Source organism: Pseudomonas sp. GW823-FHT05G12 (assembly GCF_058795575.1).
On the sequence record NZ_CM179501.1, the window covers coordinates 2,950,669 to 2,975,668 of the forward strand.

General features: G+C 61.5%; 23 protein-coding genes. 15 read left to right on the forward strand and 8 right to left on the reverse strand.

Annotation, left to right across the window (positions count from 1 at the left end):
* Nucleotide 1 precedes the first annotated feature (1 nt).
* From AC3RCM_RS13355 to AC3RCM_RS13365, 3 genes are all read left to right on the forward strand, one after another.
* Nucleotides 2-910, forward strand: coding sequence for an ABC transporter permease (locus tag AC3RCM_RS13355; RefSeq protein ID WP_198746935.1), 909 nt, complete (start codon nucleotides 2-4; stop codon nucleotides 908-910).
* Nucleotides 907-2,526, forward strand: a complete 1,620-nt coding sequence (locus tag AC3RCM_RS13360; protein ID WP_064492009.1) for a dipeptide ABC transporter ATP-binding protein — start codon at nucleotides 907-909, stop codon at nucleotides 2,524-2,526. The genes AC3RCM_RS13355 and AC3RCM_RS13360 overlap by 4 nt, the downstream gene beginning before the upstream one ends.
* Nucleotides 2,527-2,666: 140 nt before the next feature.
* Entirely contained in the window at nucleotides 2,667-3,767 is a 1,101-nt protein-coding gene (locus AC3RCM_RS13365; RefSeq protein ID WP_010954103.1) for an LLM class flavin-dependent oxidoreductase, read from the forward strand.
* Between the two features lie 97 nt (nucleotides 3,768-3,864).
* Here AC3RCM_RS13365 and AC3RCM_RS13370 read toward each other — a convergent pair whose 3' ends face one another.
* Entirely contained in the window at nucleotides 3,865-5,184 is a 1,320-nt protein-coding gene (locus tag AC3RCM_RS13370; RefSeq protein WP_010954102.1) for an LLM class flavin-dependent oxidoreductase, read from the reverse strand.
* Nucleotides 5,185-5,241: 57 nt separating this feature from the next.
* Entirely contained in the window at nucleotides 5,242-6,180 is a 939-nt protein-coding gene (locus tag AC3RCM_RS13375) for an ABC transporter substrate-binding protein (protein ID WP_010954101.1), read from the reverse strand.
* Between the two features lie 296 nt (nucleotides 6,181-6,476).
* On the opposite strand from AC3RCM_RS13375, the gene AC3RCM_RS13380 reads away from it, so the two are divergent.
* Together AC3RCM_RS13380 and AC3RCM_RS13385 are read left to right on the forward strand one after the other, a co-directional pair.
* A complete protein-coding gene (locus tag AC3RCM_RS13380; RefSeq protein WP_104887634.1) occupies nucleotides 6,477-7,085 on the forward strand; it encodes a cysteine dioxygenase family protein in 609 nt (202 codons plus the stop codon).
* Nucleotides 7,082-8,665: a rhodanese-related sulfurtransferase gene (locus AC3RCM_RS13385; RefSeq protein WP_104887633.1), complete on the forward strand. Its 1,584-nt coding sequence runs from the start codon at nucleotides 7,082-7,084 to the stop codon at nucleotides 8,663-8,665. The genes AC3RCM_RS13380 and AC3RCM_RS13385 overlap by 4 nt, the downstream gene beginning before the upstream one ends.
* Before the next feature lie 192 nt (nucleotides 8,666-8,857).
* On the opposite strand, the gene AC3RCM_RS13390 is transcribed toward AC3RCM_RS13385, so the two are convergent.
* Entirely contained in the window at nucleotides 8,858-9,664 is an 807-nt protein-coding gene (locus AC3RCM_RS13390; protein ID WP_177410027.1) for an outer membrane protein OmpK, read from the reverse strand.
* Nucleotides 9,665-10,320: 656 nt separating this feature from the next.
* Here AC3RCM_RS13390 and AC3RCM_RS13395 point away from each other — a divergent pair.
* The 9 genes from AC3RCM_RS13395 to AC3RCM_RS13435 all read left to right on the forward strand — a co-directional run bounded on the left by AC3RCM_RS13395 (nucleotide 10,321) and on the right by AC3RCM_RS13435 (nucleotide 18,462).
* Entirely contained in the window at nucleotides 10,321-11,346 is a 1,026-nt protein-coding gene (locus AC3RCM_RS13395; RefSeq protein ID WP_121161660.1) for an ABC transporter substrate-binding protein, read from the forward strand.
* A gap of 38 nt (nucleotides 11,347-11,384) precedes the next feature.
* On the forward strand, nucleotides 11,385-12,410 hold the full coding sequence (locus AC3RCM_RS13400; RefSeq protein ID WP_064492005.1) for an aromatic ring-hydroxylating dioxygenase subunit alpha: 1,026 nt from the start codon (nucleotides 11,385-11,387) through the stop codon (nucleotides 12,408-12,410).
* 65 nt (nucleotides 12,411-12,475) lie between these two features.
* Entirely contained in the window at nucleotides 12,476-13,324 is an 849-nt protein-coding gene (locus AC3RCM_RS13405; protein WP_104961692.1) for an ABC transporter ATP-binding protein, read from the forward strand.
* Between the two features lie 85 nt (nucleotides 13,325-13,409).
* Nucleotides 13,410-14,138, forward strand: coding sequence for an ABC transporter permease (locus AC3RCM_RS13410; RefSeq protein WP_014862030.1), 729 nt, complete (start codon nucleotides 13,410-13,412; stop codon nucleotides 14,136-14,138).
* Between the two features lie 38 nt (nucleotides 14,139-14,176).
* Nucleotides 14,177-15,607 (forward strand): amidohydrolase family protein, encoded by a 1,431-nt coding sequence (locus AC3RCM_RS13415; protein WP_492629669.1) that lies wholly within the window; start codon nucleotides 14,177-14,179, stop codon nucleotides 15,605-15,607.
* Between the two features lie 17 nt (nucleotides 15,608-15,624).
* The gene (locus tag AC3RCM_RS13420) at nucleotides 15,625-16,308 is read left to right on the forward strand and encodes a ferredoxin reductase (protein WP_492629670.1); all 684 of its coding nucleotides are present in this window, start codon (nucleotides 15,625-15,627) and stop codon (nucleotides 16,306-16,308) included.
* 95 nt (nucleotides 16,309-16,403) lie between these two features.
* Nucleotides 16,404-16,583 carry a hypothetical protein gene (locus tag AC3RCM_RS13425; protein ID WP_051122559.1) on the forward strand — a complete coding sequence of 60 codons (180 nt, stop codon included), beginning with the start codon at nucleotides 16,404-16,406 and terminating at the stop codon, nucleotides 16,581-16,583.
* 98 nt (nucleotides 16,584-16,681) lie between these two features.
* Nucleotides 16,682-17,832 (forward strand): IS3 family transposase gene (locus AC3RCM_RS13430; protein ID WP_134637449.1). Its coding sequence is split into 2 segments (ribosomal slippage): nucleotides 16,682-16,925 and nucleotides 16,925-17,832, totalling 1,152 coding nucleotides; the frame shifts between segments, so codons are not numbered across the junction.
* 237 nt (nucleotides 17,833-18,069) lie between these two features.
* Nucleotides 18,070-18,462 carry a hypothetical protein gene (locus tag AC3RCM_RS13435; protein ID WP_011005898.1) on the forward strand — a complete coding sequence of 131 codons (393 nt, stop codon included), beginning with the start codon at nucleotides 18,070-18,072 and terminating at the stop codon, nucleotides 18,460-18,462.
* A gap of 217 nt (nucleotides 18,463-18,679) precedes the next feature.
* On the opposite strand, the gene AC3RCM_RS13440 is transcribed toward AC3RCM_RS13435, so the two are convergent.
* Entirely contained in the window at nucleotides 18,680-20,380 is a 1,701-nt protein-coding gene (locus AC3RCM_RS13440; RefSeq protein WP_095159416.1) for a sigma-54-dependent Fis family transcriptional regulator, read from the reverse strand.
* A gap of 446 nt (nucleotides 20,381-20,826) precedes the next feature.
* Between AC3RCM_RS13440 and xylS the strand changes: the two genes are divergently transcribed.
* Nucleotides 20,827-21,792: a XylDLEGF operon transcriptional activator XylS gene (xylS, locus tag AC3RCM_RS13445; protein ID WP_011005901.1), complete on the forward strand. Its 966-nt coding sequence runs from the start codon at nucleotides 20,827-20,829 to the stop codon at nucleotides 21,790-21,792.
* 186 nt (nucleotides 21,793-21,978) lie between these two features.
* Here the strand turns inward: xylS and thmT are convergent, their stop codons facing one another.
* From thmT to AC3RCM_RS13465, 4 genes are read right to left on the reverse strand one after another with little or no spacing between them, the layout of a single operon-like run.
* Nucleotides 21,979-22,170 carry a 2-hydroxymuconate tautomerase gene (gene thmT / locus AC3RCM_RS13450; protein ID WP_011005902.1) on the reverse strand — a complete coding sequence of 64 codons (192 nt, stop codon included), beginning with the start codon at nucleotides 22,168-22,170 and terminating at the stop codon, nucleotides 21,979-21,981.
* 48 nt (nucleotides 22,171-22,218) lie between these two features.
* Nucleotides 22,219-23,013, reverse strand: coding sequence for a 2-oxo-3-hexenedioate decarboxylase (dmpH, locus tag AC3RCM_RS13455; protein ID WP_095159415.1), 795 nt, complete (start codon nucleotides 23,011-23,013; stop codon nucleotides 22,219-22,221).
* Nucleotides 23,010-24,047, reverse strand: a complete 1,038-nt coding sequence (dmpG, locus tag AC3RCM_RS13460) for a 4-hydroxy-2-oxovalerate aldolase (RefSeq protein WP_011005904.1) — start codon at nucleotides 24,045-24,047, stop codon at nucleotides 23,010-23,012. The genes dmpH and dmpG overlap by 4 nt, the downstream gene beginning before the upstream one ends.
* Before the next feature lie 10 nt (nucleotides 24,048-24,057).
* Nucleotides 24,058-24,996 carry an acetaldehyde dehydrogenase (acetylating) gene (locus tag AC3RCM_RS13465; protein ID WP_095159414.1) on the reverse strand — a complete coding sequence of 313 codons (939 nt, stop codon included), beginning with the start codon at nucleotides 24,994-24,996 and terminating at the stop codon, nucleotides 24,058-24,060.
* Between the last annotated feature and the right edge of the window lie 4 nt (nucleotides 24,997-25,000).

Here is a 25,000-nt window from a genome sequence, read left to right on the forward strand (position 1 = left end):
GATGACCCTCGACATACCCCTGTCACCCCTCGACACCGCGCCCTCCGAGCCCCGCCCTGCCGCCACCTGGAGGCGTCGCACGCGTTGGCAGCGCGCATACCAGATGTTGGCCCCGCTGCTGCGCCGACCCGGTTTCAGCCTGGCGCTGCTGATCGTAATGTTCGCCCTGCTTTGCGCGCTGGCCCCGCACTGGCTCAGCAGCTTCGATCCCTACGCCACCGCACCCGCCGACAAGCTCAGTCCACCCAGCCTGGCGCACTGGTTCGGCACCGACGAACTGGGCCGCGACCTCTACACCCGGGTGGTGTACGGCGCGCGCCTGTCGGTGCTCGCCGCCCTGCTGGCGGTGGCCATCGCCTTGCTGGGCGGCTTGGGCCTGGGCGTGCTGGCCGGTTTTGCCGGCGGGCGCGTCGACGCGGCGCTGATGCGCCTGATCGACGTATTGCTGGCCCTGCCCGGCCTGCTGTTGGCCCTGGCCATCGTCACCGCCATTGGCTTCGGCACCGTGCCGGTGGCCGTCGCCGTGGGCGTCGGCATCCTGCCCGGTTTTGCCCGCACCACCCGAGCCGAAGTGCTGCGGATCAAGACCCTGCCCTTTGTGGAAGCCGCACGCCTGTGCGGTGCCAGCTGGGCACGCACCCTGCTGCGCCATGTACTGCCCAATGCCTGGAGCCCGGTAGCGGTGCTCGCCACCCTGGACTTCGGCGCTGCCATCCTGGCCACGGCCGGGCTGAGTTTCCTCGGCTTTGGCGCGGCGCCACCCGCCGCGGAATGGGGCACGCTGATTGCCAACGGCCGTCACTTCCTCATCACCGCCCCTTGGCTATCCCTGCTACCGGGGCTGTTCGTGGTGGCCGTGGTGTTCAGCCTCAACCACCTGGCGCGCAGCGCCGAGGAGCATGCCCGATGAGCCAGTCACCCCTGATCGAGGTCCGCGACCTAAGCGTCAGCTACAGCTTCGCCGGGCAACGCAGCCAGGCCCTGCGCCAGCTGTCGTTCAGCCTGGCCCAGGGCGAGACCCTGGCGGTGGTGGGCGAGTCAGGCTCGGGCAAATCGACCCTGGCCAACGCCCTGCTTGGTCTGTTGCCGGGCAATGCACGCATCGACCAAGGCCAGTTATGGGTCGATGGTGTCGATATGGCGCAAGCCAGCGAACGCGCCAGGCGCCAGTTGCGCGGGCGCACCATCGGCCTGGTGCCGCAAGACCCAATGGTCAGCCTTAACCCCACCCAACGGATCGGCCAGCAAATCGCCGAGGCGCTGCAGCTGGCGCGTGGACGACGCTATCCAGGCCAAGAGGCCGAGGTGCTGGCGCTGCTGGACCAGGTCGGCCTCGACGAGCCGGCGCTGCGTGCGCGGCAGTACCCCCATGAGCTGTCCGGCGGCATGCGCCAGCGGGTGCTGATTGCCATCGCCCTGGCCGGCGAGCCACGGTTGATCATCGCCGACGAGCCCACCAGTGCGCTGGACGTGACCGTGCAGCGGCGTATTCTCGATCACCTGCAACTGCTGGTCGCCGAGCGTGGCATCTCGCTGCTGATCATCACCCATGATCTGGGCATGGCCTGTGACCGCGCCGACCGCCTGCTGGTGATGAAGCAGGGTGAGCAGGTCGAACACGGCTCGCCCCGGCAGATCCTCTGGGGCGCCCGGCAACCCTACACCCGCGCCCTGCTCGATGCCGCGCCGGCCTTCGTGCCACGGCGCAGGCCAGCCGCACCGCGGGGCCAGACGCCCCTGCTGCGCCTGAGCCATGTCGGCAAACGGTTCGAGCTGCCCGGCAAAAACGCGCGCTACACCGCCCTGCACGACCTGAGCCTTGAACTGCATGCCGGGCAGACCCTGGCGATTGTCGGCGAATCCGGCTCGGGCAAGAGCACCGCCCTGCGCATCGCCCTGGGCCTGGAGAAGCCCAGTCAAGGGCAGGTGGTGTTCGCCGGCGAGGACGTCACCGATTACACCTGGAGCCAGTTCCGCCCCTTGCGCCGGCGTATCCAGCTGGTGCAGCAAAACCCGTTCGCCGCGCTCGACCCGCGTTTCACCGTGTTCGACAGCATCGTCGAGCCGCTGGTCTCTTTCGGCCTGCTCCGGGGCGAGGCACTGGAGCGCAAGGCCCGCGAGCTGATCACACGGGTGCAATTGCCAGTGCAGTTCCTCGATCGCCTGCCCAGGGAATTGTCAGGTGGCCAGCGCCAACGCGTGGCGATTGCACGGGCGTTGGCACTGGAGCCAGAGGTGCTGCTGCTCGATGAGCCAGTCAGTGCACTGGACGTGTCTGTGCAGGCGCAGATCCTCGCCCTGCTGGACGAATTGCAGCGCGAGCTCGGCATGGCCTATGTGCTGGTCTCCCATGACCTGGCGGTGGTGGCGAGCATGGCAGACCAGGTGCTGGTGCTACGGCGCGGGCAGGTGGTCGAGCAAGGGCCGGCGCTGCAGGTGCTCAGCAAGTCGGCCAGCGCCTACACACGGGCGCTGATCGACGCGATACCAGGGCATTCACGCAGCGTGTTGCCCGTGGCGATTTAACGGTTGTGCCGTGCGGCACTGACGTGTTGCACGGATCGACCCTTGGTGCACATCTGAAAAGAGGTATTGACCATGAGTAAACGGCAGGTCCATCTCGGCGCCATGATCCACGGCGTCGGCCACAAAAGGAGTTCCATTGCATGAGCCTCGAATTCATTGGCCTGATCGGCCCCCATGAAAGCAGCGAATCACAGGCGCCGCGCGGACCGCAGGTTGACCTGGGCTTCATCAAGGCCTTCGCCCAGGCCCAGGAGTACGCCGGCTTCGACAAGGCCCTGCTGGCGGTGAATACCAGCGCGCCAGACTCGATGATTCTCGCCAGCTACGTGGCCGCGCTCACCGAGCGCATCGGCCTGCTGGTGGCACACCGCCCCGGCTTCCAGGCACCGACCTTCGCTGCCCGCCAATTCGCCACCCTCGACCAGCTCAGCCGCGGCCGTGCTTCGATCAACGTGATAACCGGTGGCGACAGCGGCGACCTGCAGCGCGACGGTGACTTTCTCGACAAAGATGCCCGCTACGCACGTACCGACGAGTACCTCGATGTGCTGCGTAACACCTGGACCCAGACGTCGCCCTTCGACCACCACGGCGACCACTACCGGGTAGAGGACAACCTGACCTTGGTCAAACCCGTGGGCAAGCTGCCGGTGTACTTCTCCGGCGCCTCGGACGCGGCGGTAGAAGTCGCGGCCAAGCATGCCGACGTCTACATGATGTGGGGCGAGCCGCTGGAGCAGGTGCGCGAACGCATCGCCCAGGTGCGCAAGGCCGCCGCTCGCCATGGGCGTGAGCAGCACATTCGCTTCAGCCTGTCGCTGCGGCCGATCCTGGGGGCCACCGAGGAGGAAGCCTGGGCCCGCGCTGAACGCATCCTGGCCGATGCACAGCAGCGTATTGGCATCCGCCAGGGCAACCGCCGCGAGAAGAATTTCGGCAAGAGCAACGTGGGGTCCGAACGCCTGGTGCAACTGGCCAGTCAGCGCAAGGTCCACGACACTCGGCTGTGGACAGAGATTGCCGCACTGGGTGGCGGGGCCGGTAATTCCACCTCGCTGGTCGGTACCGCCGAACAGGTCGCCGAAGCGACGCTGGCGTACTACGACCTGGGCGTGAGCACGTTCCTGTTCCGTGGCTTCGATCAGTTGCGTGATGCCGTGGAGTATGGGCAGGCGCTGATTCCGCGGATTCGGGCGCTGGTAGCAGACCAGGAAGCCGGTCGCAGCACCCGCAGCGCCTGATCTGCACCGGCCTCTTCGCGACCAAGGACGTTCCTACAGGTGATTGAAGATCCCTGTAGGAACGGTTGTTAGCCGCGAAGAGGCCGGCCCAGGCGATCTAGCGGCCAGACCGCGGTATCGCCAACCCCAAGCTTTCCCGAAGGGTCGTGCCCTCATACGCCGTGCGATACACCCCACGTGCCTGCAGCAACGGTACCACTTCTTCGGTAAACCGCCGGAACTGGCCAGGATGACCAATGTAGATATTGAACCCATCCAGCGCCCGCGCTTCGAACCACTCGGCCATCTTCGCCGCCACGGTTTCGGCCGAACCAACGAAGGCCCCTGGCCGTAACTGACGGCCAAACTCAACAGCCTGACGCAGACTGAAGGCCTTGTCCCGCGCCTGGTCGGCAATACGCTTGGCATTCGTGAAAAAGCTGCTCCGTGCAAACTCCAGGCTCTCTTGCGGGAACGGGGCATCCAGGTCGTACTGGCTGAAATCATGCCAGCCGAAGTTGCGCCCGAATTCCTTCAACGCCAGTTCGAAACTGTGGTCGGCCTGATGGTAATGGCGCTCGATCTCACGGGCGTGGGCGTCGTTGTCACCCACGTAGATCTCCGCGCCGGGCAATACCAGCAACTGCTCCGGGTCGCGACCCAGGCGCGCGGCGCGGCGTTTGATGTCGCGGTAGAAGGCCTGGCCCTGCTCGATGCTGGCGGCGTGGGTGAACACCACATCAGCCGTGGCGGCCCCGAGCGCTCGGCCTTGTTCGGAATCGCCCGCCTGGAAGATCACCGGCTGCCCCTGGGGCGAGCGCTGGATGTTGAGCGGGCCGACGACCGAGAAATGCTTACCCTTGTGGTTGAGCGCATGCAGCTTGGTCGGGTCGAGGAACCGGCCACTGGCCCGATCACGGGGGAAAGCATCGTCTTCGTACGACTGCCACAGCCCCTGCACGACTTGCACATGCTCCTCGGCACGGGCGTAACGGGTGTCGTAGTCATAATGCTCGTCGAGCCCGTAGTTACCGGCAGTGCCGGCATCGCCGCTGGTGACCACGTTCCACCCTGCACGGCCCTTGCTGATCAGGTCCAGCGAAGCCAGGCGGCGGGCGACGTTGAAGGGCGCGTTGTAAGAAGTGGTAAGGGTACCCACCAGGCCGATATGGCGGGTGCTGACCGCCAGAGCCGAGAGCAGGGTCAACGGTTCCAGCCGATTGAGATAGTGCGAAGGCGAGCCGGGGGTGATGAACTGGCTGTCGACGATGAACATCAGGTCGAACAACGCGGCTTCCGCCTGCCGGGCGATGGCGATGTACCAGTCGATGTTCACGCTGGCGTCGGCGGGCAGTTCGGGGTCGAGCCACAGGTTGTGCCGGCCCGGGCCGCCACTGCCCATGGTCAGGGCGCCAAGTTTGATCTGTCGTTTGCTCATGGGAGTTCCTGTTGGATGGTCCATATCTGAATGCCGCCGCGGTCCTTGCGCAGCGGCCTAGTTATTGCCGAACGCTGCGTTGAACGAGGTATCGAACAGGCTTTGCGCCGGGTATGCCTTGATCAGCCCGAGCCCGGAGAAGAAATCCACGGTTTTCTGCGCATCGGCGATCACCTGCGGGTCCAGCGGCGCGAGGTCGGTGCGTGCACGGGCGAACCAGGCACGGGCGATGTCGCGATCAGCACGGGTGAGCTTGGCCCACGCGTCGGCGTAGGCCTCGGTATTGGCAGGGGCACTCAGGGTCCAGTCACGGGCCTTTTTCAGGCGCTGGAGGAAATCGGCGATCTGCGCACGCTTGAGTTCCACCGCCTTGCTGTTGGCGACCACGAAGCTCTGCGCCGGGATTACCCCATCGGCGGTGGCCAGCACCCGGGCGCCCTGCCGCTCCTGTTGAGTGACGTAAGGCTCCCAGGTGGCGATCACATCCACCGAACCACCGTCCAAGGCGTGGGATGCATCCAGCGCACTGAGGTAACGCAGCTCCACGGCATCACGCGGCACCCCGGCCTTGTCCAGGGCACTGAAAAGCAATTGCTGGCTCCACGAGCCTTTCCAGATGGCCGCGCGTTTGCCGCGCAGGTCCTGCAGGCTATGGATCGGCGAATCCTTGCGCGCCAGGATGGCCACGCCTTCGAGGTTCTGCCGGCTGACCGCAATCACCTTGATCGGCGCCCCCAAGGCACCGAGGAACAGAGGCGGCGCGTCGCCCAGCAGGCCGATATCGAGACTGCCGACGTTGAGCGCTTCGGCCACCGGGGAGCCTGCGGTGAACTGCTTCCACTCCAGGGTGTAAGGCAGTTGTTCTAGCACGCCGGCGGCTTCCATCACGGCACGAGCGTTGTAACTCTGGTCACCGACCACCAGGGTCTGGGCGGCGGCGGCAAGGCTGAAAGTGGTGGCCAACACGGTGGCGGCCAGCTGTTTGAAGTAACGCACGTTCGTCTCCAGATACCCGCTTGGGGCATGTGAGGCGATCCGCGCGTGCGGTCTCGTCTGTGATTGTTTATAGCTCCGAGGTATTAACGGAGTATTCTTTATAATCTAATCAGTGTCACCCATCCTGTGAAATGCACGTTGGGTATATCCTCATGCCTTTCACTGCGGCAATTTCAAAAGAAACGGTCCATTCTGTAAATGCATATTTTGCATATTAGCTTATGTTTATTTTGCATTTTGAGAATAGAAAAAAGGTTTGCTAGGGTTAACTGAAACCTGAGAGCAGAGCCTGAACCATGACCGAACCCCTGCGCCCGCAGCGCTTGCGCCACTTCATCGACCACCTCGCCACGCTGCTTGACCAAAAGCCTGACGAAGCCACCCTGCTCGACGCAGGCCAAGGCCTGCTGGCCGAGCTGGTCGCCCATGACGACTGGCTGCCGGACGACCTCGCCCAGCCCGACCCGCAGCGCTATCAGCAATACCTGCTGCACTGCGACTCGCGCCAACGTTTCTCGGTGGTGAGCTTCGTCTGGGGCCCGGGGCAGCAAACACCGATCCACGACCACCGGGTCTGGGGGCTGATCGGCATGCTGCGCGGTGCCGAGCACGCTCAGGGCTTCGTGCGTGACGCCAGGGGCGCTTTGTTGCCAGAGGGGGCCCCCATCCGTCTGATGCCCGGCCAGGTGGAAGCGGTGTCGCCGCGCATCGGCGACATTCATCAGGTGAGCAATGCGTTCGCCGACCAGGTATCGATCAGCATTCACGTCTATGGCGGCAACATCGGCGCCGTCAAGCGCGCGGTGTACGCCTTGGATGGCAGCGAAAAACCGTTTGTCTCCGGCTATTCCAATACCCGCCTGCCAAACATCTGGGACCTGTCCAAAGAGAACCCTGCCCCATGAGCACCGTCACCACCCGCCGTTACCACGACATCCGCCGTGCTTTACTGGCCAAGGAGGAGCTGGCCCTGATCGACGTACGCGAAGAAGACCCTTTCGCCCAGGCCCATCCGCTGTTCGCGGCCAACATACCCCTGTCGAAACTGGAGCTGGAAATCTTCGCCCGCGTACCCCGGCGGGACACCGCCCTCACCGTCTACGATGACGGTGAGGGGCTCGCCGCTGTCGCCGCGCAGCGCTTACTGGCCTTGGGCTACGTCAATGTTGCCGTGCTTGATGGCGGCCTTGCCGGCTGGCGCGCTGCGGGCGGCGAGTTGTTTCGCGATGTCAACGTGCCAAGCAAAGCTTTCGGCGAACTGGTGGAGAGCGTGCGCCACACGCCTTCGCTGGCTGCCGAACAGGTCAAGGCGCTGCTTGATGGACAGGCCAATGTGGTGGTCCTCGATGCCCGCCGTTTCGACGAATACCAGACCATGAGCATCCCCGGCGGCATCAGCGTGCCTGGCGCCGAACTGGTGCTGCGCGTGGCAGAACTGGCGCCTGACCCGGCGACCCAGGTGATCGTCAACTGTGCCGGGCGCACCCGTAGCATCATCGGCACCCAGTCGCTGATCAATGCCGGCATTCCCAATCCGGTGGCGGCCCTGCGCAATGGCACCATCGGCTGGACCCTGGCGGGGCAGCAACTGGCTCATGGTCAGGACCGCCGCTTTGCCGAGGTCACTGCGGTTACCCGCGCCAACGCCGCCGGCCAGGCCCGGGCGGTAGCAGACCGCGCCGGCGTGCTGCGCCTGGACCGCGCCGGGCTGGGCCAGTGGCAGGCCGACACGCAGCGCACCCTCTACCTGTTCGATGTGCGTACGACCGAGGAATACAGCGCCGGTCATCTGCCGGGCAGCCGCCCGGTGCCCGGCGGGCAACTGGTTCAAGAGACCGACCACGTCGCCAGTGTGCGCGGGGCGCGCATCGCGCTGGTGGACGACGATGGCGTGCGCGCCAACATGAGCGCCTCGTGGCTGGCACAGATGGGCTGGCAAGTCGCTGTGGTCGACGGGCTGACTGCAGCGGACTTCAGCGACCGGGGCGAATGGCAACCGCCGCTGCCCGAATTGCCGGAGGCCAGCGAAATAACCGTCGAGCAACTGGCCAGCTGGCTGCAGGAAGACGGCACCGTAGTACTGGACTTCACCGCCAGTGCCAATTACGTCAAGCGCCATATCCCGGGCGCGTACTGGGCGATCCGTGCCCAGCTGGCCGACGCCCTGGAACGGCCGCCCGAGGCCCGCCGTTATGTGTTGACCTGTGGCAGCAGCCTGCTGGCGCGTTTCGCCGCGCGCGACCTGCAGACGCTGACCCGCACGCCGGTTTACGTGCTCGCAGGAGGCACCGCACGCTGGATCGCCGCCGGTCTTCGATTGGAAGGCGGTGAGGCCCGCCTTGCCGTACCGCGCAGCGATCGCTACCGGCGTCCCTATGAAGGCACAGACAACCCACACGAGGCGATGCAGGGCTACCTGGACTGGGAATTTGGCCTGATTGCGCAGCTTGAGCGCGATGGCACTCATGGTTTCAGGGTGCTTTGAACCGTATCCACGGTGGTATCTGAAACGACGCGCTGGATCGAAAGCGGGCCTGGACGGCCGAAAGCTTTCGAACCAGACGCGTTACAACGGTAATAACCGTTGCTGGTCGGCTCTCGTCGATACACAACGCTTGATGAGTGATGATCAACGGAGCCTGTACCAGATACTCAGTGGTGGGTCTGAAACATCACATTAGAAATGCACCTTGATCAATGCACTCAACGCGTTCTGATCGGTCGGAAAGCCGTGGCTGTCTTCGATGCCATATTTGTCGGACCAATAGTCCCATTCGATCCCGGCATAGAAACGCGCCGGCGCTTGCCCCATCGCCTTACCGACGTCGTACTTGATCTGGGGGTTGAAGTGGAAACTCTTGGCTACGTAGTTCGAGGTACCCTTCGTCCCCACATCATTGACGTACCACTCCAGATAACCGTCGAACAAAATGTCTGAGCGGCCGAGCGGTATCGTCATGGCCCAGGTCGGGTTGATCTGCCACTGTCCAGACGCTTTACCGGTTACCCCATCGGGCTTGCGGTAGTAAGTGTTGAGTGAAAAACGATCAAATCCAGGCAGGTTCAGGTCAACAGCGGGCCCAAGCAGGTACTTTCGATTGCGCCCTTCTCCGCGCTCATAGGTGGCAGCGATCAACACATCCTTGACGATGCCATAGCTGAGACGGTGACCACTGATTTTGCCGAGCGACAGTCGCGGTGAAAACTCGCCGTAATAGGTGTAGCCATCGTTGCCGGACAAGCCGTTGGACCACTTGTTATCAACGAACAAGAACATGTCGCCCCACGTCCAGCCACTGGCGTGCTCGAAGGTGATGGTTTGCTGGATATCGTTGCCGGTGCCATCGACTTTATAACCGTGACCGTAGAGGTAGCTGAGGCTGTTGTTGCTCCACATCAGCGGATTCGCCTGGGCACTGCCAGTGGCCAACGCGCAGAGTGGGACGACGCTGTGAAGCAGCCAGGAAAGAGCGTTCGGTTTCATTTGCATCCCTTGGGTCGTGATTGTTGGTTTTCGCCAGCAAGGGGATGCAGCAGCGGACGACCTCTCCTCTGGCCCCGGCTCATGCCGAGGCGCCACCCTTGCCGGGGGAGCGGCGCAAGGCCGCCAGAGCAATGTCCCATGCCATCTTTGGGCACTGACCGCTTCTACTCGAGTTAGCGCAAAGCAGGGCGCGTGCCAACTAATCGGATACACGTAAATTGCTTATTGTGAGCAATCCCAAGCATCAATGAACACCATCCCACCAGAACATTGCGCACTTTATTAGTGCTCAATCGGTACGTTCTGCACCTTCTCAACTCACGCGTCAGTGCCGGCCCCCTCGGGTGCGGGTCGCTACACCGCAAAGTCAGCGGTTTCATGAAATTGGCATGCTTCTGGCTTCTTGTATCAGCGAGTAGAAGCGGTCAGTGCCAGGCATGGCATGGGGCATTGCTCTTGCGTCCTTCGGGGCGTACATCCGAGCGGATGTTTGAACGAGGCTATGGCAGCCCCGGGCAAGAGAGCAATGTCAGTCGCCAGTTCACGCCCTTTTGCTTCGCGACGCCATTCTCTTCCCCCGTTCTCTCCGCCCGGCTCCTTCGCTGTCGCGCTATCCGGCGCACGGCGGTTTTTTGAATCGGGGTGAAGAACACATGATGAAAACGCGTTTTGCCTTGGCTCGCCCGTTACGCTCGCTGTTGGCAGCAGCGTTGCTCCCCACCACGCTGACGATTGCTCCGCTGGCGATCGCTGGCGACAAAGTCGTGTTGCTGACCTCCTGGTATGCTCAGGCCGAACAGGGCGGCTTCTACCAGGCACTGGCCGATGGGTTGTACGAAAAGGAAGGCCTGGATGTGTCCATCCGAATGGGTGGACCACAGGTCAATGGCATGCAACTGCTGGTCAGCAAGCAAGCTGATTTCATCGTCAACTATGACCTGCAGATTCTAAAAAGTGTCGAGCAAGGCCTGCCAGTGGTCGCAGTGGCTGCGCCCTTCCAGGGAGACCCGCAAGGGTTGATGACCCACGCGGACGTCAGCGGACTTGATGGGCTTGGCGGCAAGCCTGTGCTGGTGTCCACCTCGGGCCAGCAAACCTGGTGGCCTTGGCTGAAGGGTAAGTATCAATTGGCTGACAACCAGGCGCGGCCTTACACCTTCAACCTGCAACCCTTTCTAGCCGACCCGCAAACCACACAACAGGCGTATGCCAGCTCGGAACTGTTCCAGGCGATAAAGGCAGGCGTGACGCCGAACTTTTTCCTCTTCGCAGATGCCGGTTATCCACCCTACGGATCCACCGTGGTCACCCGTCAAGACATCATCGCTGAGCACCCGGAGCGGGTAGCAGGTTTCGTGCGCGCGTCCATGGAGGGTTGGAAGCGCTATCTGGATGACCCCAGCGCCGGCAATGCACTGATCAAGCGCGACAACCCCAACATGACCGATGAACTGCTGGCCTGGGGCGTCTCGACCCTCAAGCAGTACCGCCTGATCACCGGTGGAGAGGCCGCAACCCAGGGGATCGGCACCATGACTGACAGCCGCTGGCAAGCGACCCGCGACTTCATGGTCGAGGCGGGTCTGCTCGGTCCCGACGCACCTTGGCGCAACGCGTATACCACGCGCTTTGTGCAAGACCTGAAGGTACTCCCTGAGGCCGAGCAGGTCGGCAGCCGCTGAACACCATAACAAGCTCAACGCTGTGAGGAATACTGATTATGTTGGTTACCAAACAACCTGTATTGCGCCGTTTCTGGTATGCCCTGCTCCCCATGACAGCCCTCGAAGACGGCCCCAAACCATTCACCCTGCTGGGTGAAGCGCTGGTGTTGTGGAAGCGTCCCGATGGTACCCCGGTGGCAATGCGGGACCGCTGCTGCCACCGCACCGCCAAACTGTCCAAAGGCTTCGTCAGTGCTGAAGGCAATATCGCCTGCGGGTATCACGGCTGGGAATACGACTGCACCGGCACGTGCGTGAAGATCCCGCAGAATCCCACCGGCGCTATTCCTCCGGGTGCCGCGGTGAAGGCTTATCACTGCCAGGCAAAGTACGGCTATGCCTGGGTCAGCCTGGACGACCCGCTACAACCGATCCCTGAGTTCCCGGAAGACGGCGCCCCCGGTTACCGACGCATCTTCCAGTTTTACGAAGAGTGGAAGACCAGCCCGCTGCGGGTCATGGAGAATTCCTTCGACAACTCGCACTTTTCCTTCGTGCACAAGGCCAATTTCGGCTTGTTCGACCAGCCGCAGCCGGCCAGTTACGAGTTTCGCGAAACCGATTATGGCTTCGAAGCCGAGACCCGCGTGCCGATCCGCAACCCCGAGGCAAGCTTCCGTATCACCGGTACGACCGAGCCGATTACCCAGCGGCACCTGCTCAACCGCTATTACCTGCCCTTCTCCCGGCGCTTCGGCTGCATGTATCCGGACAGCGGCATCCATCACATCATCTACAACTGCGCCACGCCCATCGACGACAACCGACTGATGCTTGTGCAGTGGTTGTATCGCAACGACAGCGAAGAGCAATGCTCGACCCAGGAACTGATCGACTGGGACGCAGCGATCACAGCCGAAGACCGCGACATCCTGGAGGCTACCGATCCTGACGCCTGTGTCGACACCCGGCGCAGGGTGGAACTGCACATGCCATCGGACAAGCCCGGGTTGGTTATCCGTCGGCAACTACTGGGTCTGCTTGAAGCCCATGGCGAGAGCGAAGTGTTCCTCAGCCACTGACACTTGCCCAACGCCCCGGTGCGCCGGGGCATTCACCACCGCTCATGACCCACGGGGAGAGCGCTATGTTGATGCAGACCCTATCCAAGGCCGACGTCCAGCCGCAGGCCCTGCCGAACACCATCGGTGTGGACACTCCTTTGTTCGCCAATCAGGTGGAAAAAACCTACAGCAATGGCACCCATGCCTTGAGCCGCGTGAAACTGGCGATCGAACGCGGCGAGTTCGTCTCGCTCTTGGGCCCGTCGGGGTGTGGCAAAAGCACCCTGCTGAAAATGTTCGCCGGGCTCGAACAGCCCTCCGCCGGCCATGTGCGCTGGTGGGGCAAGGATGCCCCGGGTACGGACCACCACGCAGGCACACCGGGGCGCAGCCTAGCCATGGTGTTCCAGGAAGCCACCCTGATGCCATGGGCCAAAGTGCACGACAACGTGCGCTTGCCCCTGGACTTGGCCGGCGCCCCCAAGGCCCAGAGCCAGCCCAAGGTGCAAGCCGCCCTGGAACTGGTGGGGCTGGGCAAGTTCGGCGACGTTTACCCGCGGGAGCTCTCCGGCGGTATGCAGATGCGCGCCTCCATTGCCCGGGCATTAGCCACCGAACCCAATCTGCTGCTGATGGACGAACCCTTCGGCGCCCTGGACGAGTTCACCCGCAACAAGCTCGATAGCGACCTGCGCCAGCTCTGGCTCCAGCGCGACCTGACGGTGGTATTCGTGACCCACAGCATCTTCGAGGCGGTGTACCTGTCTTCGCGGGTGATCGTGATGGGCGCGCGTCCCGGTCGAGTGATCGCCGATGTAATCATCGACGGCCCACTGGAGCGCGACGAGGCATACCGCACTTCACCGGCGTTCATCGAGCAATGCGCGCACCTGTCCCGACTCCTGGCCCAGGCCAATGGCGACCCTTCCTGAGAGCATCATCATGAGCCGACCCTCTACTCCCTGGCTACGCCACCCTTCTGTACTCCGCATCGTTTCACCGCTACTGGTTGGCGCCTTGCTGCTCGGCGTCTGGCAACTGGCATGCATCGCCTGGAAAGTCCCGGTGTACCTGGTACCGTCACCAGCCGATATCGGCCGCACCCTGGTCGCCGATGGCCCGATGCTGCTGGGGGCACTGTGGATGACCCTGAAGATCACCTTCCTGTCATTCGCCCTCGCCGTGGTCATCGGCACGCTGGCAGCGTTCGTGTTCGTGCAGAGCCGCGTCGTGGAGGCCAGTCTGTTTCCCTATGCGATTCTGCTGCAGGTAACGCCGGTGGTGGCCATCGCGCCGCTGATCATCATCTGGTGCAGCGACACGACCTTGGCGTTGGTGATCTGCGCCACGCTGGTGGCGATCTTCCCGATCATCGCCAACACCGTCCTGGGCCTGCGCAGCGTCAACCCTGGCCTGCTCAACCTGTTCCACCTGAACCGCGCCAGCCGCTGGCAAGTGCTGTTGCGCCTGCGCATTCCCAGCGCCTTACCGTGCTTTTTCGCTGGCCTGCGCATCGCCAGCGGCTTGGCCTTGATCGGCGCGGTGGTGGCCGAGTTCGTCGCCGGTACGGGTGGCACGGGCGCGGGCCTGGCGTATCAGATCCTGCAAGCGGGATTCCAGCTCAACATCCCCCGCCTATTCGCCGCCCTGGTGTTGATCGCCCTGACCGGCGTGGCGCTGTTCAGCCTGATGGCTTTGCTGGCTCGTTTGAGCCTGCGCCACTGGCACGAAAGCGAGCTGGGCTGAGTTCCATGCGAAACGCCGTACTGCCTATGGAGACGAACATGAAACACACCAACAGCTGGCTGATCCGTAACGCCAGCGCCATCCTCACTGGCCTGCGTGGCGGCGCCGCGCGCCATGTGGGGCCGGACATCCGCATCACCCAAGGGCGTATCGCTGCCCTGGGCTCGCTGCAACCGTTAGCCGGTGAGCAAGTGCTCGATGCCACCGATTGCGTGGTGTATCCAGGCTGGGTGAACACCCATCATCATCTGTTCCAGTCCTTGCTCAAGGGCATTCCCGCTGGCATCGACCAGAGCCTTGGTGCCTGGTTGGGGGCCGTGCCCTATCGCTATCGCGGGCTGTTCGATGAGCACAGTTTCCGCTTGGCCGCCCGGGTCGGGCTGGTGGAACTGGCCCGTTCCGGCTGCAGCACGGTGGCCGACCATCATTACCTGTACTTGCCAGGCATGGCCTTCGACAGCGCACAGATCCTCTTCGAAGAAGCCGAGCGCCTGGGGCTGCGCTTCGTCCTTTGCCGGGGCGGCGCAACCCAGGTACGTCAGGCTGAAGGCCCCGCGACAGCCGGACCTGAGACCCTCACGCAGTACCTGGACGATGTTCAGCGCTTGGTACAGGTCTACCATGATCCCGCCGACGATGCCTGGCGCCGTGTGGTAATGGCACCGACCAGCCCGCCCTACTCCATGCCGCCCGAGCACCTGCGCGAGACCGCCCGCGCCGCACGCCGCCTGGGCATCCGCCTGCACAGCCATTTGAGCGAAACCGTGGAGTACCAGAACGAAGTCCATGATCGCCACCGCCTCTCGCCCGTGGTGTTCTGCGCGGAGCAGGAATGGCTCGGGCCGGACGTGTGGTTCGCGCACCTGGTCAAGCTGAGCGCCGAAGAAATCCAGCTGCTGGGCGCCACCGGCACCGGCATCGCTCACTGCCCACAAAGCAATGGCCGGCTTGGCAGTGGTATCGCAGATATCGTTGCCATGGAGGCCGCAGGCATGTCGGTCTCGATCGGCGTGGATGGCGCTGCCTCCAACGAAGCCTGCGACATGATCAGCGAAACCCACGCCGCCTGGCTGATGCAAAGGGCCAAGGCTGGCGAACGCGCCATGGCCCGCCATGCTGGCGGCGATCTGGAGGGTGGTGCCCATGTCACCAGCGTGGAGGACGTTGTGCGCTGGGGCACAGCAGGTGGCGCCCAGGTGCTGGGCCTGGACGCCATCGGCACGCTGCAGGTCGGCATGGCGGCGGACCTGGCGATCTACCGCCTCGATCAACCCCGCTACTTCGGTCTGCACGATCTGGGTATCGCGCCAGTGGTAGGCGGTGGCCGTCCGACGCTGCGGGCATTGCTGGTAGGCGGCCGCCTGAGCGTGGAAAACGATGCGATTCCTGGCCTGGACCTCGCCGAATTGGGCAGCCAGGCACGCCAGGCTGTACTTCATCTGCAACAGGCCGCGGGGGTACGCGCATGAGCTGGACACCTCTGCAGGTGCGGGCCCTGCGCCTCGAAGCCGAAGACGTGCTGGGTGTCGAACTGGCCCCGCCGGGTCCAGCTTCCCTGCCCTTCGACTGGGCACCCGGTGCTCATGTGGACCTGCGCCTGGGCAATGGCGTGGTACGCCAATACTCAGTGGTCAGCCTGCCCGAGGACGGTCATGTATACCTGGGCATCAAGCGCGAAAAAGCCTCCCGCGGCGGCTCGCAATGGCTGCACGAGCACCTGCGGCTGGGTGCCCGGGTGGAGGTGGGCCTGCCGCGTAATCTCTTTAGCCTGCAACCTGGCACAGGACAGGTCGTCTTGGTGGCCGCAGGCATAGGAATCACGCCACTGCTCGCCATGTACCGGCAATGCCAAGCGCAAGGTCGGTCGGTGCGCTTGCTGTTTTTCACCCGCGATGCCAAACAGGTGCCTTTTATCCAGTACCTCGATGCGAATACCGAGGTTCATGCAGGCTTGCGCGCCCCGATGATCGCCGGGTACCTGGAGGAACACCTGCCGGCCTGGGACGGCAGCGCAAGCCTCTATTGCTGTGGCCCTGCCGGTTTCATGGCGTGTGTCGAACAGGTCGCGCTGGCAAGCGGCTGGCCAACCACGGCGCTTCACCGCGAACATTTCCAGGCCACAGAGGGGTCATGCCGAGATAAGGCAAAAATTAGGACATTCGTTCTCTAAGCTATTGTATTTAAACGAGTAGATTAGAAGCCCTGCTCAGCAAAGACTGCTTCGCGCCCAATCGCTTCAGCCATCCATTGAGGAAGGTTTGATCTATGCGATATCAAAATCTGCCAATCGTTACTCGACAGGCACGTGCGCAGCTTGGCGACTGCCTCTTGGGCGTGAGGTTTCCCCAGCCAGGCAAGCGCACGTACAGCGTCGCCAGCAATGGTCGCTCCGAGAGCGATTTGCCACTGCGGCGCATGCTCGATTATTACCTGAGCCTTGCCTAACTGCAGGGTTCTCGGCCGTCCGCCGGTAACAAATACTGAATCGTCCCTAGTTTCGTAGACACCTCCTGGCCTCATAATACGGCCCACTAGGAGGTGCCATGAGCAATCCGCGTTATCCCGAAGAATTCAAAATCGAAGCAGTCAGGCAGGTGACCGAACGAGGTCTGCCGGTGGCTGAGGTAGCGTCTCGTTTGGGCATGTCGACCCACAGCCTGTATGCCTGGGTTAAGCGCTACAGCAAACCCGAAAAGCAACGCGTGCAAGAAGACGACCAGCAAGCTGAGCTGCGTCGTCTGCGTGCCGAACTCAAGCGCGTGACTGAAGAGCGAGACATCCTAAAAAAGGCCGCCGCGTACTTTGCCAAGGAGTGCGGCTGAAGTACGCCCTCATCAGTCAGCTATCCGCAGACTATTCCGTTCGCCGCCTTTGCCTGACCCTGAAAGTACATGCCAGCGGTTACTACGCCTGGCTGGCTGAACCGAAGTCGGCACGAGCCAAGGAAGACCAACGTCTGCTTGGCCTGATCAAGCACTCGTGGCTAGAGAGCGGTGGCGTCTACGGCTACCGCAAAATCCACGACGACCTGCGTGAGCTTGGAGAAGCATGCGGCAAGCATCGTGTTGCTCGACTGATGCGTCTGGAAGGGCTGCGCTCACAGACAGGGTATCGTCGTCGACCGGGCCGCTATGGCGGTAAGCCTCCAGCGGCCTCACCGAATCATCTGGAGCGTCGGTTCAATGTCACCGAACCCAACAAGGTATGGGTCACGGACATCACCTACATCCGTACTTATGAGGGCTGGTTGTATTTGGCGGTGGTGCTCGATCTGTTCTCGCGGCAGGTAATCGGTTGGTCAATGAAGCCGCAGATGACCAGCGACCTGGCTATTGATGCCTTACTGATGGCCGTTTGGCGCCGCAAGCCAAAGCAGGAGGTGATGATTCACTCCGACCAAGGTAGCCAATTCAGCAGCGGTGACTGGCAGAGCTTCCTGAAAGCCAATAACTTGCTTGGTAGCATGAGTCGGCGTGGTAACAGCCATGACAACGCGGTAGCGGAAAGTTTTTTCCAACTGCTGAAGCGGGAACGGATTAGGCGAAAGATCTACAGCACTAGGCAGGATGCTCGCGCTGACGTGTTCGACTACATCGAGATGTTTTACAACCCAAAACGCCGACACGGTTTCAACAACCAGCTGTCACCGGTAGAGTTTGAAAGGCAACATTTACTGAGCCTGGAAAGTGTCTAGGAAATCCGGGGCGATTCAAGCGTCACCTGCGTCCGAGTCTCACCCTCAATGAATCGCTTCATGATCGCCCTCGATACGATCTCGACGATCAGAAGGTTAGACAATCTGGGGAGTTTTTCACCAAGCCTGGGACCAATGGGTCGCTCACGACGGGCATAAATTAGCGAAGAGTTGACGATAGACACTTGATCGCGAGGTGCCTAATCTAGGCTGCGAAGTCACGACAGGGAAAAGGATATGGCAGGAGGGAACATCATTTGCGGTACGTTCCAAAGTGCCGACAAATCGGGATCAGCCTTGGAGGCAGTGTTAGATGCACTCCCATTGCAGGCTCACGAACTGGTCGAGAATGTTAAACAGCAACTCGATACAGCAGACTTTGTCCTCATAGATGTAGAACAAGCGAAAAGCTTGCTTCCATTTTTACGGGTCTACCAGGCGCAACTGATCGCTGAGATCGGGCACGATGATTGGGCTCGGGCAACGCTGGAGGAAGAGTTTTCGCTTGAAACGGTCGCTGCCAAGTGGGGATCGGGTAAGGGATGGAGACTTTACTGCGTGCGAGATCTCGTAGGTGCTTGTGAAAATGCGTTGGTAGAGATGGAATCTGTTTGCATAGCGTTCAGTTAACTGCATCCAGCCCGTTTTCACACAACCTGGGGCGAGAGGCGACGACGTCGTAGCCTGGCCAGAAAGCGGCAAGATCAATAGGATGCACGGCGACAGCAGGGTGTGGAGGTTGGGATGTTGAGCGACTGCCAATTTACCCACTCCCCTGCCTGTCAACTCGCTCTTTCCCCAGAATCCGCGAAGGACCTTAGAAAGGCCCAAACCTGGCGCAAAGCAGCTATCGGCCCATTGCTTTCACAGATAAGCTGGGGTCAAGCTTCTTAAGTCGATAGGCCATTGCCGGGCGGGTCAATCCCAGCAACCGCGCCGCCTGTGAGATATTCTGCCCACAACGGTCCATGGCCGTGCGCATTAAACCCGCTTCGAGATCTTCGAGGCTGACGCCCTGGTCGATAATTTGCCTAAACCAACTGTCACCGGACTCCTCCTCCAACCGGCCCTCGCTCGATAGCCTGTCGCCTTCGGTAGCCGTCGCCAACCCCGGGAACAGCGACTCGACATTGATGCTTTCGTTGCTCTCGGTAAGAATCACCCCGCGCTCAAGGGCGTTCTCCAGCTCGCGGATATTGCCTGGCCATTGGTAGTGGAGGCAGGCCTCCATCGCTCGATCAGACAGGCCAAGAGTCTTCTTACCGTATTCCTTATGGTGCCTTCTAAGAAAATGCTCGACCAGCAGCGGGATATCTTCCACGCGCTCGCGCAACGGCGGGATATGCACGGGAAAAACATTCAGCCGAAAGAACAGGTCTGCGCGAAAGCGCCCCATCTTGACCGCCTCTTCCAGGTTCTCGTTTGTTGCGGTGATTAACCTCACGTCGACCTTTCGCGTGCGGTCGCCGCCGACCCGCTCTAGCTCTCCTTCCTGCAATACCCGTAGCAGGGTGGCCTGGGCCCTCGGCGTCAATTCGATCACCTCATCAAGAAAGATGGTGCCGCCGTTGGCCCGTTCAAAACGTCCAGCGCGTGCATTGACCGCGCCCGTATAGGCGCCCTTATCGACACCAAACAGTTCCGACTCGATCAGATCCGGCGGAATTGCCGCACAGTTCACCGCGACGAAGGGTTGCTCTGCGCGCTCACTGCGCAAATGCACGCTGCGCGCGATTACCTCCTTGCCCACCCCAGTCTCACCCAGTAGCAGGACCGAAACCCTGCCGCGTGCAGCCTTGTCGATGGTCTCACAGATGCGCTTGTAGGCTGGCGAATGGCCAATGCCGTAATACTGCCCATCGTACTGCTTCAGGCGGTTGCGCAGGTTGGCAACCTGGGTCTGCAGCTCGTAGCGCTCGTCTACGATCGGGTCGCTTTTGAAGTAGGCTTCGAAACTGCTGACATCGCCCCACTCTTCTGCGGTCTTGCCGACGATAAGGCATTTATCGTCACCGCACCCGCGACAGCTAGTTTCCTGGAAAATGATTCTGCGGCCCATGAATGCCGAACCATAGCCGCTAGCATAGCCTAGCACCGTCCAGCAGACGGGCTCATTCATCAGGCCCAGCTCAGTTCGGCAGATATCCACTTCAAAGGAATCAATCCACTCGGCCTCCACGTTGAAACGTCCGTCCCGGATGGCGATATCCATTGTCAGCAAGCGTACTTTGACCATCCCCTTGAGCGCATACAATTGAGGCCCAGCCAGGAACACCTCCTCCTCGCGCATGGCCGGCCGCAGCTTGCGTGCCAGCTCGGCATCCATCAGGCCGGACTGATAGCCCAACCGCAGGAAGAAACCCTTGGCCCGCTCGACGCCGATCAAGCTGATAATTTCGCGACGGAAGCTGGCCAGCGTAGATAGCTGCATTAGCAGCATGCGCTGCTCTCCCAACCAGATCTTGCCTTCGGCGGCAACGAAACGGATCTGGCTGCTAAGGTCTTGCATATCCTCATGCTGCATCTTGGGTTTGTATGTAAGCGACATTTGTTTTCCTCTTGTTTTTATCGGGATGATCCACCCGGCGGAACATCAGAGGCTCACTGCGGTCATGACTACCTTGCAACGTCAAGGCCTGTGCTTGCCGGCTCAGCATTCCATCTGCCACTTTAGCATTTGCTTAGGTGGTCCTGAAAGATTAACCAATTGATTAACTGAAATCCACCTCAACGCAGATCCCCTTTATCCGCCAATTCGTCGCCGCATGCCCCGACAGCACGAACTTCTGGTGTTCTCGCTTCTTAAAAAGAACGTCTTCGTTCTGCTTGGCGTTATTTTTGCTTGGAAAAGTGGTCACTGATTGCAAAAAGGATGGCGCAACGTGGCAATGGGGGTAACCCGTATACGCATCACGTCGAGATGCATTTTCATCGACTTGGCGCCTTTCTACATCACACCAAGCAGCCCACATTAAAATAAGAGAACCGTGAACTATGGATTTTTGCTTATTGAACGAGAAAAGTCAGATCTTCGTCCACGCCGAGCCCTATGCAGTCTCCGATTATGTTAACCAGTATGTCGGTACGCACTCTATTCGCCTGCCCAAGGGCGGGCGCCCGGCAGGCAGGCTGCACCACAGAATCTTCGGATGCCTCGACCTGTGTCGAATCAGCTACGGCGGTAGCGTGAGGGTAATCTCGCCTGGATTAGAGACCTGTTATCATCTGCAAATAATACTCAAAGGCCATTGCCTGTGGCGTGGCCATGGCCAGGAGCACTATTTTGCGCCGGGCGAACTATTGCTGCTCAATCCGGATGACCAAGCCGACCTGACCTATTCAGAAGATTGCGAGAAATTTATCGTTAAATTGCCCTCAGTGGTCCTTGATCGGGCATGCAGTGACAACAATTGGCACAAGCCGAGGGAGGGTATCCGTTTCGCCGCGCGACACAATCTCCAGCAACTCGATGGCTTTATCAATCTACTCGGGTTAGTTTGTGACGAAGCGGAACATACAAAGTCGATGCCTCGGGTCCAAGAGCACTATGCGGGGATCATCGCTTCCAAGCTGCTCGAAATGCTGGGCAGCAATGTCAGCCGTGAAATTTTCAGCAAAGGTAACCCGTCTTTCGAGCGAGTCGTTCAATTCATTGAGGAGAATCTCAAACGGAATATCAGCCTTGAGCGGTTAGCGGAGCTGGCGATGATGAGTCCACGCTCGCTCTACAATTTGTTCGAGAAGCATGCCGGCACCACGCCGAAGAACTACATCCGCAACCGCAAGCTCGAAAGCATCCGCGCCTGCTTGAACGATCCCAGTGCCAATGTGCGTAGTATAACTGAGATAGCCCTAGACTACGGCTTCTTACATTTGGGACGCTTCGCTGAAAACTATAGGAGCGCGTTCGGCGAGTTGCCTTCCGACACCCTGCGTCAATGCAAAAAGGAAGTGGCTTGATTACGAACGTAGCCGAAGAAGGGATGGGTTGGCATCGCCCCGGCTTTCTTAGACACTCTCCAAGCTCTGAAATAGCGTTTTACAAACTCCACTGGCTATAGTGCCGGCGTTTGCCCGCGCTCTCCGTGGCCGCGTCCCAATGCAGGTCGGGTTCCTCGACCCGAAGTGCCCTTGGGCATCTCCACTTCAGCGTCTGACCTTGCTGGCCAGTTCGCCGCCGATGCCGAAGTGGCCCTTGGCCATCTCCGTGATAATCACTCGCACGCTGGTCAGCGGCGCATCCAGGGAGCGCGAGATGGCCTCGCTGACTTCCCGAATGAGGGTTTCCTTCTGCTCGTCGCTGCGGCCTTCAAGGATGTGGATCTGGGCAATAGGCATGGTGTGCCTCCTGAAGAAGAGGCCGCCCGGGCAGGGCGGCCGGATGGCTCAGACGAAGCGCGCGGAGACGCTGCCAAGCCCCTGGTAGCGCACGGTGATGTTGTCGCCCGGCGCTACTGCGACGGCGGCGGTGATGCCGCCGGTCATGATGAAGGTGCCGGCCGGTATGTGCTCGCCGCGCTCGGCCAGCAGGTTGGCGAGCATCGCCACGCTGGACAGCGGATGGCCGAGCACCGCGGCACCGGCACCGAGTTCCACCACCTCGCCGTTCTTCTCCATCACCACGCCAAGGGTGCGCAGGTCGACATCCTCGAGATTGGCCATGCGGCCTCCAGTGATATAGCGGGTCGACGAGGCGTTGTCGGCCACCACGCTGATCAGGTCGAACTTGAAGTTCTCATAGCGCGAGTCGATTACCTCGACGGTGGGGATCACGTAGTCGACCGCGGCGATCACGTCGCCGATATGGCAACCAGGCCCGACCAGCGGTGCCTTGGTGACCACCGCGATTTCCGCCTCGATCTTCGGATGGATCAGCTTGGAGCAATCCACCACGCCACCGTCGGGCACGCTGAAGTAGTCGGCGAGAAAGCCGTAGATCGGCGTCTCCACGCCCATCTGTGCCATCTTCGCCCAGGAGGTCAGGCCCATCTTCAGGCCGACGATCTTGTTGCCGCGCTCCTCCTTGCGGCGGCGGATTTCCCACTGGATGTCGTAGGCATCGGCAAAGGTCATCTCCGGATAATCATTGGTGACCTTGTGGATGTCATGGGCCTGCAGTTCGGCGTTCTCGATGTGCTCGGCCAGTGCCAGCACCTGCTCGCGGTTGAGGGTACGATTCATGCCTGTTGCTCCTTGCGGGCTGCCAGCAGATCGAGGGCGACGTCGACGATCATGTCTTCCTGGCCACCGACCATCCGGCGCCTGCCCAGTTCTACGAGGATGTCCAGGGTCTTCAGCCCATACTTCGCGGCTGCCACCTCGGCGTGGCGCAGGAAGCTGGAGTAGACCCCGGCATAACCCAGGCCGAGGGTTTCGCGATCAACTCTCACCGGACGGTCCTGCAACGGCCTGACGATATCGTCGGCGGCGTCCATCAGCGTGTAGAGATCGGTGCCATGGTTCCAGCCGAGGCGCTCCGCGGCGGCGATGAACACCTCCAGCGGCGCGTTGCCGGCGCCAGCGCCCATTCCAGCCAGCGAGGCGTCGATGCGGTCGCAGCCCTCTTCCACCGCGATGATGGAATTGGCCACGCCGAGGCTGAGGTTGTGGTGCGCATGCATGCCGGTCTGGGTCTGCGGATTCAGCACCGCCTTGAAAGCGCGCATGCGGTCGCGGATGTCGTTCATGTTCATCGCGCCACCGGAATCGGCCATGTAGATGCACTGTGCGCCGTAGGTCTCCATCAACTTGCCTTGCGCTGCCAGTTGCTCAGCCGGAATCATGTGGCTCATCATTAGAAAGCCGACGGTGTCCATGCCCAGTTCACGGGCATACTCAATGTGCTGTCGCGAGACATCCGCCTCGGTGCAGTGTGTGGCCACGCGCACCGAGCGGGCGCCGGCGTCATAGGCGGCTTTCAGGTCATGCACGGTGCCGATTCCGGGTACCAGCAGCACTGTGACCCGGGCGTGCTGGATCACATCGGCGGCGGCCTCGATCCACTCCAGGTCGCTGTGCGCACCGAAACCGTAATTGAAGCTGGAGCCCTGCAGGCCATCACCGTGGGTCACTTCGATGGAGTCGACACGGGCCTTGTCCAGCGCGCGGGCGATGTCCTGAACATTCTGGATCGAGTACTGGTGACGAATCGCATGGCTGCCGTCGCGCAGGGTTACGTCGGAGATATAGAGTTTCTTGCCGGGGTTGAAGGTCATGGTTCGGTCCTCAGGCGTTCAGCAGCGACTGCGCCATGCGTTCGGCGGTAGCCAGCGCGGCGGAGGTCATGATGTCGAGGTTGCCGGCGTAGGCCGGCAAATAGTGGGCGGCACCTTCGACTTCGAGGTAGATCGAGGTCTTCAAACCGCTGAATGTGCCGAGGCCTGGGATATGCAGCGGCGCGGATTCGGGAATCACGTCGAACTGCACCTTCTGCTTGAGACGATAGCCCGGCACGTAGGCCTGCACGGCGCTGGTCATCTCCTCTACGCTGGCCTCGACCTGTGCCTGGTCGACGGTTTCGGACAGTACAAACACCGTGTCACGCATGATCAGCGGCGGCTCGGCCGGGTTCATGACGATGATCGCCTTGCCCTTGGCGGCGCCGCCAATCACTTCGATGGCCTTGCTGGTGGTCTCGGTGAACTCGTCGATATTGGCGCGAGTGCCGGGACCAGCCGATTTCGACGCGATCGAGGCGACGATTTCGGCATAATGCACCTTGGCCACACGCGAGACCGCGGCGACCATAGGGATGGTGGCCTGGCCACCGCAGGTGACCATGTTGACGTTGAGTTTGGCGAGGTGCTCTTCCAGATTCACTACCGGTACGCAGTAGGGGCCGATGGCCGCCGGGGTCAGGTCGATCAGGCGGATGCCGGGTTTAGCACGACGCAGCAAGGCATCGTTCTGCACATGGGCGGAGGCGCTAGTGGCATCGAAGACAAAATCGATGTCGGCGAATTCCGGCAGGTTGATCAACCCTTCGACGCCTTCATGGGTGGTCGCCACGCCCATGCGCTGAGCACGGGCCAAGCCATCGGAGGCCGGGTCGATACCCACCATGGCCCCCATTTCCAAGTACTGTGCGTTGCGCATCACCTTGATCATCAGGTCTGTGCCGATGTTGCCTGGGCCTATGATCGCTACTTTCAGTTTCTTGTTCATCAGG